A 21,124-nucleotide genomic window follows, 5' to 3' on the forward strand; every position below is an offset into this window, starting at 1 on the left:
TTAATAGATCAAAACAAAAATTAATTCAAAACAAATACATGAAAACATTAAAAAATAGGAAGGCAATTTGGCTTAGTATACTCTTATTGTGTACAGCCATAAATTATGGACAGCGTTTAACTGTTTCAGCTACAGGAAGTAAAATTTTAAAAGAGGGTAACCCTATTACACTCAGAGGAGTTAATTTTGGCAATTGGCTTTTGTGGGAAGGCTACATGATGAATTTAGACCAAAACGGTATAAAATCCCATACTCAAATACGAGCCGGTTTAAAAGATTTATTAGGCAATAATGAATCAAAAATTCAAAACTTTGAAACCAATTGGAGAAACAATTATATTACAAATGCTGATTTCGCAAGAGTAAAAGAATTAGGTTATAACGTAATCCGAATTCCGTATCATTATAATATGTTTTGGAATAGCAGTTCTAATACGGTTAAAAATGATGGTTTTGTTTGGCTAGATAAAGCGGTTAATTGGGCAAGTGCCAATAATATTTATGTAATTTTATGTATGCATGCTGCTCCTGGCTATCAAAATCCAGATCATCATTCCGACAATCCAGGAACTAATGTTGGTTTCTGGGGAAATAATTGGGCCAATGTAGAAATCGCTAAAAAAGTTTGGAAACACATTGCTAATCACTACAAAAACTATGCAGGAAACGAATGGATTGCAGGTTATGATTTACTAAACGAACCTAAATTAGACATTCAATCAGAAAAATATAAACTGAAACTAGCTTACAAAGAAATGACTGCTCAAATACGTTCTGAAGACAGCAATCATTTAATCTTTGCAGAAGGAAATTATTATTCTAGCGACTTTTATGACATGCAAGAACGTTGGGACAATAACTTAGTTTTTTCGAATCATTATTATGGCTCTCAAGGGGAAAGCAATCCCAATCCAAGTTTAACAACCATAAAAAATTTGGCAAACAATTTAAACATTCCTTTATGGACAGGAGAATTTGGAGAAAATACAGCTACATGGGTAAAAACAGCTCGAATCGATTATGATACACAAAATGTAGGTTGGGCTTTTTGGGCATGGAAAAGACAAAATACAGACCGTTCTATTTATTCCTTTAATAGTACCTCTGGATGGGACACCATAACCAATTATCTTAAATATGGAGGTACAAAACCTTCTGCCTACAATACTGAATCTTGGTTAAATGGCTTGGTTAACAATATAAAATTAACGAACACTACTTATAGAAATGCCTTACAAGATTTACTAATTCCTTCAAAACCATTAAATCAAACCGTTTGGCTACGCAACAGCAATCAATATGTGTGTTCCAATAATGGTGTGGGGCCCATTACTGCAGATCGTACTAATGTTAGTTTATGGGAAAAATTTACTGTTGTAAATGCTGGCGATGGTAAAATAGCGCTTAAAGGCAACAACGGAAAATATGTTAATTCTCAAAATGGTGCTACTACTATGACATGTTCAAGCAATGCCATTGCGGGTTGGGAGGCATTTGAATGGATTGAAATCAACGGACAAATAGCTCTAAAAGGACTCAATGGCAAATTTGTTAGTTCGGAAGGTGGTTCTGGCTCAGGAATGAATTGCAATCGAGAAACTGTTTCGGGTTGGGAAGCTTTTGATTGGTCAACTACTTCTGCTTCAAGAATGGAAGAAATACATACAGTAGTAAAAGAAGAAACTTACACTTCTTCTCAAATAGTACTTTATCCAAATCCTGCTACTGAAACCATTTCTTTTCAATACAGCAAAAAAATGAGTAACCCTACAGTAACTATTTACAATGGATTCGGACAAAAAATTCTTTCTTTACAACCAGCTATAAATGAATCTATAAATATAAGTTCCCTTCCTTCTGGAGTTTATTTTTTTAAGATAAACGATACAATCACCAAGTATGAAGAAACGATTCCATTTATAAAAAAATAAATTTAAATTAGAATAAAAAGAGCACCAAAAGTGCTCTTTTTTATTTTAAAGAAACATTTTAAAGAATGTAACCTTAAAAATGTTACAAATCAATAATTGAAAAAGTAACGATTAAAAGTATAATTGTATAAATTTACTTTATAATTATTTTCGATGAAAAATTGGATTTCAATAGTACTCTGTTTAATTGTAATGAATGGCTTTTCACAACAAAAATCCATTTCACTTTTAGAGTATAAAATTCAAAATGAAACATCGGAACAAGTAAAAGGAAATGCATATTATCAATTAGCTGAAATTTACTTCACAAAGAGTCAGTTAGATAGCGCATATCATTATGCAACTAAAAGTTGGAAAGTCTTCGAATCTCAAAAAAAAGATTCTTTATCATTTCTAACGACACAACTATTAGTTCAGATAACATCTAAAACACACCAAAACGAGAATACGTATTACTTAAAACGTATTGAAGAAAAAGCTCAAAAAATATCCAATAAGAAAATGGTTAGCCAAGTATTCATGGAGTTAGGAACCTATTTCTATAGTATTCAAAAGGATGATTTAGCGATGCAATTTCGCTTAAAAGCAGATGAAATTAACACGGCTTACCAAATTAAAAATCGAACAGTGGTTTCTAATTTAACCGGAATCGCTCAATTATTAATTTTCTCAAAAAAAACATCCAATTCAAGAAATTTTGACAGAGCAGAAAAGTATGTTATAAAAGCGTTACAAATAGCAGAAGAAATACAAAATGATACCGCAATAGGTGCTGTATATGAAAAATATGCACATTTACAAGCGATTAAAGAAGAATATGATGTAGCCAAAAAATATCTTTTTAAAGGTTTAAAAGCATCACAAAATGTTAAAGATACACTTCGAGAATCAAGTATTTATTTAAGTTTGGCAAGAGTTCAAGAAGCTAAAAAACAAAAAGATTCTGCTTTATTCTACTATCAAAAAAGGATTGCAATACTTTCAACCTCAACACAAAAAAAAGAATTAGGATTTGCTTATCTTAATATGGGTGATTTTCTTTTAGAAGAAGAACATTTTCCTGAAGCAGTAGTAGCTTTGGAAAGGGCTCGAAATATTTTCAACCAAAAGGTCGATCAAAGAAATGAATTGGAAATCAAAACCTTAAAAACATTAGCAAAAGCCTATTCAAAAAACAACCAACCCATACAAGCTTATGCTACCTTGTCTTTAGCGACAAAAAAGAATGACAGCACCCTAATTGCTCAAAATGATGCACAAGTGTTAGAATTAGAAACGAAATATCAAACTGAAAAAAAAGAACAAGCCATTCAACTTCTCGCTACAGAAAACAAACTGGAAAAAAACAAACTATATGTGGTAGTAACTTTGATGTTATTGTTGCTAATTTCAGCATTATTTCTAGGGTATCATTATAATAATAAAATTAAAACAGCTCAAAAAATTCAAGAACTTAACGAATTAAAATCAATTTTTTTTACCAATATTTCTCATGAATTCAGAACGCCTTTAACCCTCATAAAAAGTCCTTTGCAAAGCCTGCAAAAAGAGATCACTAAGAAAAACCAACTGGATAAATTACAGTTAATTGATCAAAATTCGAATCGAATGCTGGAATTAATCAATCAATTATTAGCACTCTCAAAAATTGATTCTGGCAATCTTAAATTACTTTTGAAAAAAGGAATTGTTATTGATTTCCTCCAAAATGTAATCGCACCCTTTCGCTTTGAAGCAAATGAAAATAATAAAATATTTGAAGTTCGTTTTACAGAAAATAGAAACGCTTATTATTTTGATAAGGATGTGTTGGAAAAAATACTCAGCAATTTATTATCAAATGCTTTCAAATATACATCAGAAAAAGATACTATAATTTTTGAAGCAATAATTAATGATGCTGTTTTAACACTAATTGTTTCTAACACAGGAACCCAAATTAATGAAGAAGATTTGCCGCAATTATTTGAACGGTTTTATCAAAAAAAAGAAACTAATGCGGGTTTTGGTATTGGTTTAGCCTTGGTAAAAGAACTAGTCGATCTATATCAAGGTACCATACATGCACAGGTTCACAAAGACACTTTAACGTTCCAAGTTGCCTTACCTTTACAGAAAGAACATCACCACGCAGTTCTTATTGAAGAAAAAGAAATTTCACTTCGTCCTCACGAAAATTCTACCGAATCTAATGTTCCTTTACTTCTAATTGTAGAAGATAATGCAGACATTAGAAACTTACTTATTTCCGTTTTACAGGATTCTTATACTATTTTGGAAGCTAAAGATGGTATGGAAGGCTTAGAAATTGCTGAAAAAGAAATTCCAGATTGTATTATTTCTGACATTATGATGCCTAAATTAAACGGTTATGAATTGACACAACAAATAAAATCAAATGAATTAACTTCATTTATACCTGTAATCTTATTAACTGCAGATGCTTCAGAAAAATCTCAACTTCAAGGTATAAAAAGTGCAGCAGATGCTTTTTTAACCAAACCTTTTCATAATGAAATTTTAAGAGAAACAATAACTCAAATCCTACAAGAACGCAAAAAATTACAAGAACGTTATCGTCAAGAATTAATTTTAAAACCTACAGAAATTGTTGTGGATTCTTATGATGAAAAATTCATTGCTCGTTTGGAAATAATTTTAGATAAGAATTTATCAAATCCTGATTTTACAACTGAAATTTTCGCAAACGAAGCCAACATAAGTCGCATGCAATTGCATCGAAAATTAAAATCTTTGTTTGGTGTTTCCGCAACTGAATTCATTAGAAATGAGCGTTTAAAACTAGCTTATCAACTGCTTCAAAAACCTAACGTGACGGTTTCTGAAGTTGCTTATGCAGTAGGGTTTAATGAGATCACTTATTTTTCAAAATGCTTTAAAGATTATTTTTCAGTTCCACCATCTTCCATTCAAAAACAGCCTTAGTTCATTCTTTTAATTTTTTTAAAAAGCATGAATTTCTTTTTTACAAAGCAGTAACATTACTATGTTACATCTATTCATGCTTTTGTTACATCTGTTCATTCATAAGTTTAGTATTGGGTTTACCTTTGAGTGAAATCAATTAGCAATGTCGAAAAAGAGAAAATATTATTTTGAAGGACATTTAGAAAATCTTCCTTCTCAAAAGATTTATCTCAACATCAATAACCTTGAAAAAGGCAGGTACGAATTGCAAATTATTCACAAAAATAAAATCGTAAAAAAAACAACTTTTAAAAAATGAAACTATGAAAAAAATGAAAACCATATTGCTAATTATGTGTTACTTAGCAATATCTTGTAATTCAGATGATGACACAACAACTACTTCAATTGTAGATTTAAAAGCAGATGAAATCACCTATGAAATGGTTTCTCAAACCTCTGCTACAACTGGAGAAGTGAGAATTAGAGGGCATATAAAAAATGTAGGGAATGCCAATTTCAATTCTTCTTTAGGGCAACAAGTTGCTTATTTAATTGAACGCCCTTTAGGCACAACTACTGAAACGGTTATGGCAACTGCTAACCTTCCAGCAGTGATAAATGTAGACCAAGAAATCACGTTTAGCTATACTAGAAATTGGGACACAACTATCGAATTTCAAAATGATATTATTTTAAGAATTAGTTATGATCCCGATATTTTTATAGATGGTAATCTTACTAATGATGATGCTAACATGAATAATAATACTTTGGTATTACAAGGAAATACAATTAACTCTTTATTTTAAAAATCATGAAAAATACAGTAACTCGTTTCGCAATAATGATACTTTCTGTAATAACTATCTGCTGCAATAATGATGATGAAAGTTCGCAAGTTGTTACCTTATCTCAAAGAGAAGCACTGCTTGCCCTTTACAATGCTAACCCTGGAAACACTTTAGGATGGGATACAAATGCTACTGAAATAGCTTCATGGGAACATGTAGGTGTAAACAGTGAAGGAAAAGTCACAAGTTTAAACTTAATAGACAAAGGATTAACAACAATACCTGCTGCTATTGGGTTTCTAACAGAACTTACTTATTTAGAACTGAGAAATAATGCCATAGAGCAACTTCCAACAGAAATTGGGAATCTAAAAAAAGTCACTTATTTAGGATTAAACAATAATCATTTTACAAGTTTACCCACTACTCTTTCTCAGATGGAAAATTTAGATCGCTTATTTGTCTATAATAATAGTTTAAGCACCATTCCTGCTGAAATAGGTCAATTAAACACTTTAACGCGATTGGATTTTGGAGCCAATACAATTACAGCAATTCCTTCTAGTATAGGACAATTAACCCAATTAGATTATCTCAGTTTCTATTCTAATTCGCTAACCCAAGTTCCCTCGCAATTGAGCAATCTAACCCATTTAACAACTTTAGATGTTTCCGATAATTTTATCACTACTATTCCACAAAGTGTTTGTGATTTAGAAACAACGGGGACTACCATCATTAAAGATGCAACAACTACTTGTAATTAACTCTAAAATGACATAAAAAATGGATTGTATTTTTAATTTACCTATTTCTAATTACTAATAAATCGTTTATTTAAAAAAATACGTTATGAAAAGACTTTTCTTATGTTGTTTTTGTTTAGGTTTGAGTTATCTTCAAGCGCAAAACAATCTGTTTTTTAATCCTGAAGAGGAAGCAGTAAAAGATACGGTACATACTCCTTCTGGAAACCTTCCTGTTATTTTTTTTGATTTTAATCCGAACGAAAGAATCACATTCGATAAAAAAATTACTTTTTCATTTAATTCCAATTCCGGAACCTCTTACACAACCTCTTTTTTAGTCAATACAAATAAAGGCTATATGGGCATGAACAAAGAAATGATGGAAGCTATGATTGGTATTGAATTTCCACATAATGAAAATGTAAAAGTTTATTATAGATTAACCCATACCAATGGAAAGACCTATTATTATATTGAGTTGAATGGTATAAAACAAGTGGTAAATCGATTACCAATGAATGAAATTGCTGTAGATCAAACCAATATGTCTGTAGCAAAATTTAATCGGAACTTCTCTCCTACTGGAAACAACTTAAATGTAAGCAGTCAGAATTATAATTCGCAAGAATATCACAATGTTTCTAATGCAACTGGTCATGAAAATTTTGTGTATTTGTCCAACCAAAATGAAACACAACTCAACCCTAATTCCAATCCTAAAACAGCAGGTTTTTTAGGTCTAGGTTATATTTATAATGATAACAAAACTCAATTGGTTACACGCATTGAAAATGAAGAAGGTTCGGCTGAAATAGAAAACATTGAAAATGTTTCCATTCGTTTTGACGGAAGTAATTATCGTAAAAGAGAAAATATCGTAGCAGAGGACCACGAGCGAGTTACTAATGTAAAGGAAGACTATTTAACGAAAAAACAAGAAAATATCAATCGAGCTACTAATTCAGAACGAACGATTGCGAATAAAGAGCAAGAAATTTTAAATACAGAATCGGAAATGGAATCCAAACGTAAAAGAGCCATGAATAAATACATTGAAGATGGTGCCCCTGCGGAACAAAATAGTCGCTATGCTTTGGAAGGTTTTGATCCAAAAGATGACATTGAAGTTAAAAAATTAGAATGCGAAAAAAGGATACTAATTATTGAAAAAAAATTAGATCGAATGACGAATAGAAATCCAGATTATACAAAACTTCAAGAAGAAAAAGCCTGTTTGGAAATCAAAATAATAGACTATAAAAACGCACAAGAAGAAATGGACCAAATTCAAGAACGCAATACGAATGATTCTCATAAAGCCAATGTAGAAAAAATGAACTACTATATTTCAAATGTTATTCCAAATATTGTAGCCAAACGCTGTTAAACAATCTAAAATGGGTATTATTTATGAAACACTGGTTGTCAGTAGATTAAAATATGTAACTTTAACTTGTTACAAGAATCCATACATCAATTTTATTTTTTGTATACTTGTCATTCACAAACAATCAGCATGAAATACATTTCTCTTATTTTATTCAGTATATTCGTTTCTTACCCTTCGTTTTCGCAACATAAGAGCGTTTCTGATTCCATATCCATTTATATAAAAAAAGCCGATTCAACATTCAATACTCTAAATTATAATGCTTCGTTAACCTATGCTCAAAAAGCATTGGAATTGGCTGAAAATAAAACAGCTGTTTATTCAATCAATGAAACAAAAATAAAAGTCGCAAATGCCTATCTAAAATTAAGATTGTTTGATTATGCTTTAAAGTCCATTGAAGCCATAACTTTAAAAAACAAACCTACTCAAAAAGAAGTAGTTCAGTATGCAGCGGTTTTAAATGCAAGAGGGAACATTCACTATTCTAAATATGAAGATGATTTAGCCATTACAAATTACCTAAAAGCCGATTCTGTTAGCGAAGCACATCAATATAGCAATGATTCACAAATTAAAGCTTTGCAAAACATCGGTTTAATGTTTCTTAGAGGTTATGAAAGTCCAACTAAAACTACTTACGGAAGAGCAAAAGACTATTTTAAAAAAGCGTATGATAAAGCTAAAGAAAGTAATTCCTTAACCGAAATGCATTTTTCAGGTTTGTATTATGGTTCAACTTTTGTGGAAACTGAAAATCCAGAACCTGAAATAGCACTCACGTATTACAACAACGCTAAAAAATATTTTGAAGCAAATAACCTGATTAAAGAATTAAATGATACCTATTGGGCTTTTGCTTCTTTATACCGTAGATTAGGTCAGAATGATAAAGCAGAAACCTATTATTTAGAAAATATTGAAAAAAATAAAATTCATGCCAATACCATAAATTTAGGAAAAGCGTATTGGGCTTACGCCAGTTTTTTAAATGCAATTGAAAGCCAAGATAAAGCAATAACCGCTTATCAAAATGCAATCTCAACTCTAAAGCAAGAAAAAAATACCGATTTAGGAGTGCTCTCTGATTGTTTACACCAACTCTCCAATTTATACCATCAGAAAGGTAAAAATGAAGCTGCTTATGAAAAAATAAAGGAATATATTGTCTATAAAGATAGTGTAGATATTAAAAAAAATAGTATCAATTTTAATCAACTAGAAGCCAAATATCAAACCGAAAAAAAAGAACAAGAAATTGCTTTGCTCACTTCTAAACATCAAGTAGCAGAAAAGCAAAAATACATTTATATCATTATTTCTTTATTACTATTAGCAACTGGACTCTTTTTGTTTTTTGGTTACAAAAATAAAATTAGAACAGCTCAAAAACTAGAAGAATTAAACACCTTAAAATCTCGTTTCTTTGCTAATATTTCGCACGAATTCAGAACACCTCTTACCCTTATTAAAAGTCCGGTGCAACAACTTCAAAAAGACGCAACAACCGAACAAGAAAAACAACTCGAATTAATTGACCGGAATGCGAATAGAATGCTGGAATTAGTAGATCAATTATTAGAACTTTCCAAAATAGACAGTGGCCAATTACAACTGATAGTAAAAGAAGGAAATCTAACTAATTTTCTACATAGTATTGCTGAACCTTTTGAATATTTAGCGCAGGAATCGAATAAAAAACTGGAACTTGAGTTCGATATTCCTAACGAAAATTATCCTTTTGATAAAGACGTTTTAGAAAAAATTACTACCAATCTACTTCATAATGCCATCAAGTACAGTGATGAAGCATCAATCATAAAAGGAGAATTTTTAGTTGATAGCCAAATTCTTAAAGTAAGTATCAGCAATTCTAATGCAACACTCACAAAAACCGATTTACAAAAACTTTTCGAACGTTTTTATCAAAAAAACCCCCATCAAACAGGTGCAGGTATTGGATTGGCTTTAGTAAAAGAACTCATTACTTTGTATGAAGGAACTATTCATACGAATTTAGAAAATGATGTATTAACTATTGCTTTTGAAATTCCATTACAAACACATCTTAAAAATGCTGTTATTGGTCATACCAATGATAATGAACTTGTAAGTGCTGCAGTAACATCGCAAGAACCAAATGAAGTAAATGACGAACTACCTATTCTATTAATCGCAGATGATAATGCTTCTATACGAAGTGTTCTTAAAGATATTTTCAAAGAAGAATTTAAAATTTATGAAGCTGAAAATGGTGAAGAGGCTTTAAAAATAGCAGAAAAAGAAATTCCAGATTGTATTATTTCTGATATTATGATGCCAAAAATTGACGGTTTAGAATTTACCAAGCAAATTAAAACAAATGAATTAACTTCTTTTATTCCTGTCATTTTACTAACGGCAAAAACGACTCCTGAGACGAAATTAGACGCTATAAAAAATCAAGCAGATGGTTTTTTAACCAAGCCGTTTCAACATGATTTATTAAAAGAATTGGTATATCAACAAATTAATGAAAGAAAAAAATTACAAAAAAGATATAGTCAGGAACTGATTTTAAAACCAACCGAAATTGTTATCGATTCTGTAGATGAAAAATTTATTACTCGAATAGAAGCAGTTATTCATGCTGAAATTACCAATCAAGATTTCAATACGGAAGCTTTTGCTGAAAAAATGCATGTGAGTCGCATGCAATTGCATCGAAAATTAAAATCATTATTTGGTGTGACCACTACAGAATTTATTCGAAATGAACGTTTAAAAATAGCAGTTGAATTATTAAAAAATGAAAAACTTTCCATTTCTGAAATTGCCTATTCTGTAGGTTTTAACGATGTCTATTATTTCTCCAAATGCTTTAAAGATTTGTATCAAAAAGCACCTTCTGAATATTATAAAAAATAAATAAAAATTTCCTTTTAAAACCTCGTAAAGCCTCATTTTAGAGGATTTTTTTGTTTGTTACAATGTTACAAAAGCCTGTTACATTATCACAAAACATCTTTTGGATTAGGCTGTACTTTTGGAAAACAAACTGAGACAAAAATGGCTGATAAAAAGAAATACAATTACGAAGGTAAGTTACAAAAGATACCTTCTCAAAAAATTCTAATTAACATTAACCATCTCGAAAAAGGAGAATACGAACTAAATATTATTCACAAAAATAAAGTCTTAAAAAAAACAAATTTCAAAAAAAAATGATCATGAAAACAATCCAAACATTTTTCCTAGTAAGCTGCTTTTTAGTGTTATTATCCTGTAACAATGACGATGATGCCACACCTCAAGATGCTTTTCCAACCCAATTAACACTCACAGACTATACCAATGCAGTTAATAATAAAACGGTGACTCTAACTTACAATAATGATAACACTATTGCTAGTATTACTATTCTAGATAATCAAGGGCTAAAAACCAAACAATATGCGTATAGCAATGGGAAAATAACCAGTGTAGCCAATTCTGGCTTTCTTTCTGGACCAGATGTTCGTACGTTTGTATATAATGCTTCTGGAAAATTGTCTTCTATTATTGATGATGTGAGTGGAACAACCGAAACTTTCCCGATTACTTACAATTCTTCTACAAATACGTATACACTTACTGATGGTGGCGATACCAATACCGTAGTTTTAGATGCTAGTGACAACCCAACCACTTACTCCAACACTTTTGTTGCATCTGATTTAATCTTAACATTAGATAGCAATAACTCAGGCGTTTTTAAAAATGTTTCACCTCAAATTGCGCTTCAATTCGATTTAGGTTTGTATACAGGTCATCTCTTCTATTTTTTCAGTCAAAAGCAAATCAATCATTTCCAATATGGGGTTCAAGATTTTGACTTTGTTCATACAAGAGACTCTGAAAACAATATTACAACTGTAGTGTATAACTTTAGCGGCGGTGGAAGTCAATTAGATATTACCTACGAAAAAAGAAATAGATTCTAAATAAATGAGTTATGAAAAAGTATATCTATAAATCCCTTTTCTTTGTTTTAACGCTTGTATTAATGAGCTGTAATAATGACGATGATAGCCAATCAATTTGGTTACCTGTAAACATGGAAATCATTTATCCTGCTTCAGCAGCCTCTTACCAAACGTTAGCTATCAGTTATACCAATGAATTTTTAATTCAAAATGTAACCCGTAATCTTTCTGGAGGCACTAAAATAAGTTACGATTGTTCTTATAATGAACTTCAATTACTTTCCAATTTGAAAATTAAAGATTTGCCTTCTGGAGAAGAGACCGATTATCAAATTTCATATACTAATGGAATTGTAACTAAAATTACAGTTAATCAATCTGGTTCAAGTACAGAATATAATATTGATCATGATAGTAATACAAATCTTTATCGATACAACTTTCCTTACACTTGGAAATTCAATTCGGCAAATAATTTAGAATATTATTATTTTTCAAGCGATGAAACCCTAGAAGTTACTTATGATACAGAAAATGGGTTCAATCATTTTATGAAACCGCAACCTGTTCTCGCCATTTTGGATACCTATTTTAGAGATAACTTTTTTCAAGATTTGTACTTTCTAAGCACCCAAAATGTAAAAGAAACGCGATATGAAGACTTGATATCATCAGATGTTATTGAATCACATTTCACACATACTTTGGATACCCAAAATCATATTTCTAAGACGGAAATTAGAATAAATTCAGACACCAACCCTTTCATGATAAAGAACATAACGTATCAGGAAAAGAAATTTTAATTAAGTAGAAAAATAAATCGCTTGTATGATACATAAAGAAAAATAGCTTCATTAGTTCAAACAAAATAATGACTTTCAACCCATTAACTAAAAAAAATATAAAATCTTAAAAATCTAAAATTATGAAAATTAAAAATTGTAGTATCGCATTGCTGCTTCTTTTAGGTACCCAAATTTGTAATGCACAATTAATTGATAAATTAAAGAAAAAAGCCGAAAGAGCAGCGGAAAGAACTGTTGAACGAAGAGTAGAAAGAGAAACGGAAAAAAAGACAGATCAAGCCATGGATAGTGTTTTCGGATCGGATAAAAAAAAGACTAAAAAAGAAAAAAAATCTAGTAAAGAAAGCTCTGGTTCTTCATCTTCTTCAACTAAAAAAGGGCAAGATATCGTTACAGGAAGTAGTTTTTTCCCAAATGGAGATATCCTATTTTCTGATGATTTTAACCAAGATAATTTTGGGGATTTCCCAGCGAATTGGGACACAAATTCTGGTGGGGAAGTTATAAAAGTGGGACAAAACAAAGCTTTCAAATTGAATCCAAACGGAACCTATTCAGCTAAAACAAACAAACTCCCTGAAAATTATGCTTTAGAATTTGATTTGGTTACAGAAAATTTGGATTACAAAGGGCTATCTGGTTCTCAATTTGGTATTAACTTTTCCAGTGAACAAACTTTAAACAGGCCTAAAAATGGTGGTAAATTTAGCTTCTCCTTGTGGAAAGGATCAACTGTTTGTAATCAAATAAATGTGCAAAATTGGGGAAAAACAAATGCCAAAATTGACAATAACATTCCCTTCAAAATGCAAGAAAAATTTAATACTACCACACATTTTACTGTAGTTGTAAATGGGAATCGTTTGCGTGTTTTTATTGATAATGAAAAAGCAATTGATTTACCTTCTTTCTTAAGTAATAATTTTGGTAACTATATTCAATTTTATTTAAAAGGAACCGATCCAAAAGAAAACCATATAGCTGCCATTGCAAATGTAAAAATAACAGAAGAAGGAGAAGACTTGCGTTCCTTAATTCTAAAAGGAGGTTTCTCGACTACAAAAATTTTATTTGATTCAGGTTCTGATAAAATCAAAAAAGAATCATATGAATTTTTAGATAAAATGGCAAAAGTATTGCAAGATGACAAAACCCTTCGTTTGAACATTATTGGTCACACCGATAGCGATGGAGATTCGGTAAAAAATATGACATTATCTAAATCAAGAGCAGCTGCTGTAATGAACTATTTTATTGATAATAAAGGATTAGACAAAGCTCGCTTTATGTTTCAAGGAAGAGGTGAAAACGAACCCGTTGCCGAAAATAATTCTGCAGCAGGAAAAGCTAAAAACAGACGTGTAGAATTTCAAAAAATATAATATTTGAAATGAAATTAGCAGTCAAAATTATACTCGGTTTAGTTGCAACAACTGCATTAGGAATGGTTACAGGTGCCATTCCAAATCCTTTTGAAATACCTACAGATGTTCCCCTTCATTTACAACATGAAATGAAAGTGGTATGGAATTATGACGGCAAACAGCAATCTGTACCCACTATTGAACAAGGTACTCCTTTTGATGATTCTAAATATTTTGATTTAAAGGCAAAAATTGCCATTAATCCTATTGAACCTCACGGTATCTTTAAGTTTGATTTTGAAATAGAACAATATATTTCCATTAATAATCAATCAGGAAATTTCACATATAAGGTAAACAGTAATGATAACTCTATGTACATTCATGGAACAGATATTGAAAACAATGACTTGTTCCAAGCTTTAAAAAACAATCCGTATGTGCAGCAGTATAAAATTAATTTTATCATTCGTAATGCTCAAAATGATTGGTACGCTTTTGTAGAACATCAAGAAAAAGGAAAAATATGTATTAAAATGCCTTCTGGTTTTACCTTTTCAAATGTATTTACTGACACCTATAGTAAAAGTTTGGAAGTTTTAAATAGTGCCAAAGCGAATGCAAACACCGTTACCAATACTAGTCCGCTCGAACCTTACAGCGGTACATTTACAGATGATGATGGTTCTCTAAAAAGTATTACTTTTTGGTTTGCCAAAGAGGAAGCTCAAATTCCAACAGGTATTCCTCTGATGGGATTTGGAGTAGGTATTTTTAAAAATGTATTTGAAAAAAAACAAAAATTTTTAGCGGTAACCGAGGCTGAAGATGGCGTTTCTAAATTATTACATTTAGAACAAATTGAAGAATGGGGCATTAATACAGATGGTTATAAAATACTATCTTTTGATTTTCATTTACCATCTGGTAAAGCTAAAACAGAGAATATTGTCAATTGGCTTAAAACGAAGCAAGATGAAATCGCCCAATTAAGAGCAGCAAGAAAGAACTGTCCCTCTCATCAAGCTGGAAGCAATTGTAGAAAAAATTATGAAAAGAGAATTAAGGAAGTACAAGATGAAATTGCTTCGAGAGCACAAGAATTAGCAACTCAAATGATGCCTCCCATGAAGTAAGTTTCTTTTCTATAGTTATATAAAAGTACAAAAACAAGCCTAAAATAAAGGATACTGTTGTTGTACTTTTATTTTTTATAGTCATTTAAAAAACATGTAACACACTATGTTACAATACTTTTATAAAAAAAAGTTTTTTCTTATTATAATTGTCTAAATTTACATATCAAGTAAACAAACTATGAAAAAAAAACAACTGAATCGAGCTGTTTCATATGGCTATTTCCTTTTATTTAGCTTATTATTAGTTATACCCGTTACACTTCATTCACAAACATTTACAAAAAAAGACTCTGTAAAAATATTCAACTATATCCAAAAAGCAGAAGATTTTTATAATCTTTCGGAATATGATTCGGCTGTATTTTATACCACTAAAGCTGAAAAATTAGCAAAAGCAAAAAATTATGAAATAGGTTATGCTCATGCTTTACTTAAAAAAGAAGATATTTTTATCAATTATGATGAATTAGACAAAGCAGAAATTATAAACAAACAAGTAACGGCACTTGGAGAAAAACTGAATAATTCAAAAATCATCGCTTATGCCACCTTACATACAGCTCAAATAAAAATGTATCAAAATAAAATGGATGAAGCTATTCCACTCTTTCAAAAATGCACTAAAAATTATTTTGATCAACATCCCTCCTATCATGCAGCCTTAGCCTATAATGATTTTGGTTATACTTATGGATTACAAGATGATTTAATCAATCAAACCAAATGTTTGATCCAATCGATTAAAATATACGAAAGTCTTCCCGAAACGTATAATGGAGAATTAGCAGTCGTTTACAACAACTTATCATTAGTTTACTACCGATTGAAAGACAATGATAAAACCATTGAATATGCTAAAAAATCGATTTATTACAGGGAAAAACATGGCGATATTGATAATCTAGCATTAGGATATTGCAACATGAGTCAATTGTATCGTCAAATTGACGCAAAAGAAGCTAAGAGATATCAAGAATTATGTGTCAAATATGCAGAATTGTCGAAAAATGAAGATCGTATTGCACAAGCATATATGACTTCTGCTTTAATTGCTAGTGATGCTGAAAACAGAACTTTAGCTATAGCGTTTGAAAAAAAAGCAGTCAAAATATTGGAACAAAAAAATAACAATCCTAGTTTACTTGCGCTACGCTATATCGCTATAGGCATGCATTTAGTAGCCTTGAAAAAAAATCCGGAAGAAGCGATTTCTTACTATAATAAAGCTTTAAAAATAAGTGAAGCCATTCATAGTAAAACAAATATATCCGAAGTTTATAAAAATTTAACCAAAGCGTATACACTACAAAACAATTATAAAGCGGCTTTAGAAGCTCAAAAAAAATATTATGCTTACAGAGATAGCATTGTAGATGAGAAAACCAATGTAAGTGTTGCCGAATTAGAAAAGAAATTTCAAACTGAAAAAAAAGAACAAGAAATTAAACTATTATCTGCCGAAAATAAACTCGCGCAAAAGCAAAAATACATTTATATTGGCTTGGCTGGATTCCTTTTTCTAGCTGGTTTTACCTTATTTTTTGTATATCGAAACCAATTGAAAACAGCTCAAAAAATCAAAGAATTAAACACCTTAAAATCTAAATTTTTTGCCAATATTTCTCACGAATTTAGAACACCTCTAACGCTTATTAAAAGTCCTGTTCAAAGTCTGCAAAAAGTTATTTCAAATGAGGATGAAAAAAAACAATTGCAACTCATTGACAGAAATGCCAATAGAATGTTGGAATTGGTGGATCAATTATTAGCGCTTTCCAAAATAGACAGTGGTAAATTGAAATTAATTGTAAAAGAAGGTAATATCAGTTCGTTCTTACATAGTCTAACAGAGCCATTTGAATTTCAAGCCAAAGAAAACAATTTGAAATTTGAAACTCTCATTGAAAAAAATACAACTTCTCATTATTTCGATAAAGATATTTTAGAAAAAATTGTAACCAATATCTTATCCAATGCTTTCAAATACACTCCTACAGGAGAAAGAATTGAGTTTCATTCGTCCATCGAAAATAAAAAATTAAAGTTAATTTGTAGTAATTCTGGTATTTCCATAAAAAAAGAGGAAATCAACCAACTTTTCGAACGCTTTTACCAAAAAAATGAAAGTGAAAAGGGAGTTGGTATCGGATTGGCATTGGTCAAAGAATTAATTGAATTATACGAAGGGGAAATACAAACACAAGTTACCAATCAAAACCTCCAATTTACAATCTTACTTCCACTCGAAAAATTTCCTAAAAATGCTGTGGTTGTGACCAAAGAAGCCACTCCTATTATAGAAAATCAAACTCAAGAAAATGATTTACCAATTGTCTTAATTGCAGATGATAATGCTGAAATACGAACGGTTTTAAAAGATGTATTAAATGGAGATTTTCAAATATTGGAAGCGGAAAATGGTGAAGACGCGCTAAAAATTGCAAAAAAAGAGATTCCAGATTGTATCATTTCGGATATTATGATGCCTAAAATGAATGGCTATGAATTTACCAAAGCGATAAAATCGAACGAACTTACTTCCTTCATACCCGTTATTTTACTTACAGCAAAAACATCTGAAGAAGCTCATTTAGAAGGTTTACAAAGTACAGCTGATGCTTTTCTTACCAAACCCTTTCATCACGAAATTATAAAACTTACGGTAACCCAACTCATAAAAGAAAGAAAAAAGCTCCAAGAACGTTACAGCCAAGAACTGGTTTTAAAACCGGTTGATATTGTTATTAATTCAGTGGATGAAAAATTCTTAGAAAAACTACAAGAAATTTTACATAAAGAAGTAGCAAATGCCGATTTCTCATCTGATAATTTCGCATCAGCTGTAGGTATGAGTCGCATGCAATTACATCGCAAATTAAAAACACTATTAGGTGTTAGTGCCACCGAATTTTTAAGAACAGAACGCTTAAAAACTGCTGTTGAATTACTCAAAAAAGGGAATGGAAATATTTCAGAAATTGCCTATTCCGTTGGTTTTAATGATGTGTCTTATTTCTCAAAATGCTTCAAAGAAATGTATCATTGTACGCCTTCAGAATATCTTGAAAAAAAAGCATAAAACTCTCAAACACCTTATTTTATTGACATATAAAAGCGTGTTACATATGTCATAACCCTTGTTACAATTCTCCTATTGTCTTTGTTGGATTATGTTCAAATTTGTCATATCGAATTAAAACAAAGAACATATGAAAACAATTAGTAAACCATTTATGATGCTACTTTTTATAGTAACATTATTTTCTTGCAGTAGTGATGATGATAGTAATGTGATTCAAAATCCTATTAATAGAGATATTTATACTTGTGGCACAGAATCTAATGGTATGTATAATATAGCCAAAGTATGGAAAAATGGAATAGGCACCGATTTAACAGATGGCACAAGAAATACCATAGCACGATCTGTGTTTGTTTCTGGTAATGATGTGTATGTTGCTGGTTATGAAGAAAACAGTCTTTCTAGAATTGCTAAATTTTGGAAAAATGGTGTTGTAACTAACTTAAGCGATGGTAGTGAATTTGCTTATGCGTATTCTATTACAGTTTCCGGATCAGATGTTTATGTCGCAGGGTTTGAATCCAATGGAACCGTAAATGTAGCCAAGATTTGGAAAAATGGAACTGCAATAAATATAACCGACGGAACAAAATCTGCTATAGCTAGTTGTGTACTTGTAAATGACGCTGATGTTTATGTAGGTGGTTATGAAACAATAGGTACCAAAAAAGTGGCAAAAATTTGGAAAAATGGCGCTGCCATTAATTTAAGTGATGGTTCCAATGATAATTCCGTTTCTTCAATTGCAATATCGGGTACAGATATATATGCATGCGGATATGCTTTTAATGGGATAAAATTTGTCGCTAAAGTATGGAAAAATGGTATTGGAACAACTTTAACGGATGGTATAAATACTTCCTATGGAAATTCTATAGCTGTATCCAATAATGATGTGTATGTAACTGGCTACGAATCTAATGGTACAAAAAACATTGCAAAAGTCTGGAAAAATGGAATAGCAACCAATTTAACGGATGGTATAAATAATGCTTATGCCTCTTCCATATTCATTTCTCAAACAGATATTTATGTTGGTGGCTCAGAATTTAACGGAACAAAAAATGCAGCAAAATTCTGGAAAAATAGTACTGCAACTGCTATTGAAGAATCCATTTTAAATGACCAACAAGTATATTCTATTTTCATCAAATAAAAGAAATTCGTAAAAACAATTAAAACAAAGAACATATGAAAACAATTATGAAACCATTTATGATATTACTTTTTATAGTAACATCATTTTCTTGCAGTAGTGATGATGATTCTTCAAATTCAACTACATATGATAATTTTATTAGAGCTAAAATTAACGGTGTTTCTTACGAAGCCACAGGTTCAGGATTACATGGAAGTTTCGATGAAGAAGGATTAGATATTGACAGTCGAGATACCAACGGAACAGGTATGGATTTTTATATCATTGGAAATGTGTCACAAGGCACTTACAATTTTAGTTCCTCAAATGTTACTACTCAAGGTAGATTAAATTACCGATTAACTGGTGAAAATTTTTCAAGCGGTTTTTGCTCTGTTTCAAATGGAACTTTAACAATTACTTCTATAAATGGCAAAACAGTTACAGGTACGTTTAGTTTTACAGGAAGTTCTATGTCAGAATCATGTTTGAATCCTTCAACTAAAGCTATAACAGAAGGGTCTTTTAAAATTACTTTTCCTTAATATAAAATAATATTTGTATGAAATTTATACTAACCATTGGTTTACTTTTATTGGTGACCCAATCCCAAGCACAGTTCTTTAAAAAATTAAGTGAAAAAGCAGAAAAAGCGGCAGAACGAACTGTAGAAAGACGTGTAGAAAAAAAATCGGAAGAAAAAACCGATGAATCGATAGATAAAGTTTTTGAAAAGAAAAAAAAGAAAGAGAAAAAAACAAAGGGAAATAATTCACAAACTGAAGAAACGAATTCAAAAACTACAGCTAAAAAAACAACAATTACGAGTGCTAAAGATTTTATAGCAGGAACCAAAATAATCGCTACTGAAAATTTCAATCAGGATGCTATTGGTGATTTTCCAGTAAATTGGAACACTAACAGTAGCGGCGAAGTGATTACTTTTTCCGATTCCAATGAAAAATGGTTGCAATTAAGTGATAAAGGCAACTATACTCCTATAAACTTTTCAAAACTTCCTGAAAATTGCACTTTTGAAGTTGACATTTACACCACAGAAAATTTTTCATTCTACTCTAGTGGTTTAAGTATCGCCTTTGTATCGTCCCAAAAGAAAACGGATTATACCCAATGGGGAGATTTTAAAAGCGGAAAAGAAGGTGTCATTGTTAGCCTTCATCCACAAGGAGCAGGTAGTAGGAAAATAGGTGTTTCAGGCTTTAAAGTAATCACCAATCATGCGCTTGCCATAGAAAACAATGTAGATTTAAAATCTTTTAACAACGATAAAAACACAGCAAAAGTACAGTTTTGGCGACAAAAAAAACGCCTTAGAATGTATGTGAATGGTGAGAAAATTTGGGATTTACCCAATGCTTTCCAAGATGTTACCTATAACAGTATCGTTTTCTACCTACATACCTATGGAAATCCTGAGGATAAATATTATATCTCCAACTTAAAATTAGCTGAAGCAGGTGCAGATACACGTCATAAACTCATTGAAACAGGCACTTTCACAACTAATGAAATTCTTTTCGATACCAATAAATCTAGTATTAAAAACTCTAGTAAAACTGTTTTATCCGATTTAGGAAACGCTTTACAAGAAAATCCAACTATCAAAATTAAAATCACTGGACATACAGATAGCGATGGAAAAGAAACAGATAATCAAAAACTATCGACACAAAGAGCAGAAAGTGTAAAAAATTATTTGAGTAGCAATTTTGGCATTGAAAAGTCAAGAATGCTAACAGAAGGAAAAGGAGAAGCAAATCCCATAGCTAGTAACGATACGGAAGATGGTAAAAAACAAAACAGAAGAGTTGAATTTACGGTAATTAAATAAAATT

General features: G+C 30.9%; 14 protein-coding genes. All 14 read left to right on the top strand.

Going from position 1 to position 21,124, the window contains the following annotated elements; genetic code table 11:
- The first annotated feature begins 38 nt into the window (after positions 1–38).
- The 14 genes from FHG05_RS13620 (at position 39) to FHG05_RS13685 (ending at position 21,120) form a co-directional block, all read left to right on the top strand.
- Positions 39–1,931 (top strand): cellulase family glycosylhydrolase, encoded by a 1,893-nt coding sequence (locus FHG05_RS13620; RefSeq protein ID WP_140998651.1) that lies wholly within the window; start codon positions 39–41, stop codon positions 1,929–1,931.
- A 153-nt stretch (positions 1,932–2,084) separates the two neighbouring features.
- Positions 2,085–4,877, top strand: a complete 2,793-nt coding sequence (locus FHG05_RS13625) for a response regulator (RefSeq protein ID WP_140998652.1) — start codon at positions 2,085–2,087, stop codon at positions 4,875–4,877.
- Between the two features lie 305 nt (positions 4,878–5,182).
- Complete coding sequence (locus tag FHG05_RS13630; RefSeq protein ID WP_140998653.1) at positions 5,183–5,671, top strand: hypothetical protein; 489 nt, start codon at positions 5,183–5,185, stop codon at positions 5,669–5,671.
- A 5-nt stretch (positions 5,672–5,676) separates the two neighbouring features.
- Positions 5,677–6,420: a leucine-rich repeat domain-containing protein gene (locus FHG05_RS13635; protein WP_140998654.1), complete on the top strand. Its 744-nt coding sequence runs from the start codon at positions 5,677–5,679 to the stop codon at positions 6,418–6,420.
- 85 nt (positions 6,421–6,505) lie between these two features.
- On the top strand, positions 6,506–7,789 hold the full coding sequence (locus tag FHG05_RS13640; RefSeq protein WP_140998655.1) for a hypothetical protein: 1,284 nt from the start codon (positions 6,506–6,508) through the stop codon (positions 7,787–7,789).
- A gap of 129 nt (positions 7,790–7,918) precedes the next feature.
- Entirely contained in the window at positions 7,919–10,699 is a 2,781-nt protein-coding gene (locus FHG05_RS13645) for a hybrid sensor histidine kinase/response regulator transcription factor (protein ID WP_140998656.1), read from the top strand.
- Positions 10,700–11,001: 302 nt separating this feature from the next.
- Positions 11,002–11,754 (top strand): hypothetical protein, encoded by a 753-nt coding sequence (locus tag FHG05_RS13650; protein WP_140998657.1) that lies wholly within the window; start codon positions 11,002–11,004, stop codon positions 11,752–11,754.
- An 11-nt stretch (positions 11,755–11,765) separates the two neighbouring features.
- Positions 11,766–12,542, top strand: a complete 777-nt coding sequence (locus FHG05_RS13655) for a hypothetical protein (protein WP_140998658.1) — start codon at positions 11,766–11,768, stop codon at positions 12,540–12,542.
- A 122-nt stretch (positions 12,543–12,664) separates the two neighbouring features.
- Positions 12,665–13,927, top strand: coding sequence for an OmpA family protein (locus FHG05_RS13660; protein WP_140998659.1), 1,263 nt, complete (start codon positions 12,665–12,667; stop codon positions 13,925–13,927).
- A gap of 8 nt (positions 13,928–13,935) precedes the next feature.
- Positions 13,936–15,045, top strand: a complete 1,110-nt coding sequence (locus FHG05_RS13665; protein ID WP_140998660.1) for a hypothetical protein — start codon at positions 13,936–13,938, stop codon at positions 15,043–15,045.
- Positions 15,046–15,226: 181 nt separating this feature from the next.
- Complete coding sequence (locus FHG05_RS13670; RefSeq protein ID WP_140998661.1) at positions 15,227–18,127, top strand: response regulator; 2,901 nt, start codon at positions 15,227–15,229, stop codon at positions 18,125–18,127.
- Positions 18,128–18,257: 130 nt separating this feature from the next.
- A complete protein-coding gene (locus FHG05_RS13675; RefSeq protein WP_140998662.1) occupies positions 18,258–19,286 on the top strand; it encodes a hypothetical protein in 1,029 nt (342 codons plus the stop codon).
- 35 nt (positions 19,287–19,321) lie between these two features.
- The gene (locus FHG05_RS13680; RefSeq protein WP_140998663.1) at positions 19,322–19,813 is read left to right on the top strand and encodes a hypothetical protein; all 492 of its coding nucleotides are present in this window, start codon (positions 19,322–19,324) and stop codon (positions 19,811–19,813) included.
- Between the two features lie 17 nt (positions 19,814–19,830).
- Positions 19,831–21,120 carry an OmpA family protein gene (locus tag FHG05_RS13685; RefSeq protein WP_140998664.1) on the top strand — a complete coding sequence of 430 codons (1,290 nt, stop codon included), beginning with the start codon at positions 19,831–19,833 and terminating at the stop codon, positions 21,118–21,120.
- Positions 21,121–21,124: the final 4 nt, after the last annotated feature.

The organism is Flavobacterium profundi (assembly GCF_006491645.1).
GTDB classification, from domain to species: domain Bacteria; phylum Bacteroidota; class Bacteroidia; order Flavobacteriales; family Flavobacteriaceae; genus Flavobacterium; species Flavobacterium profundi.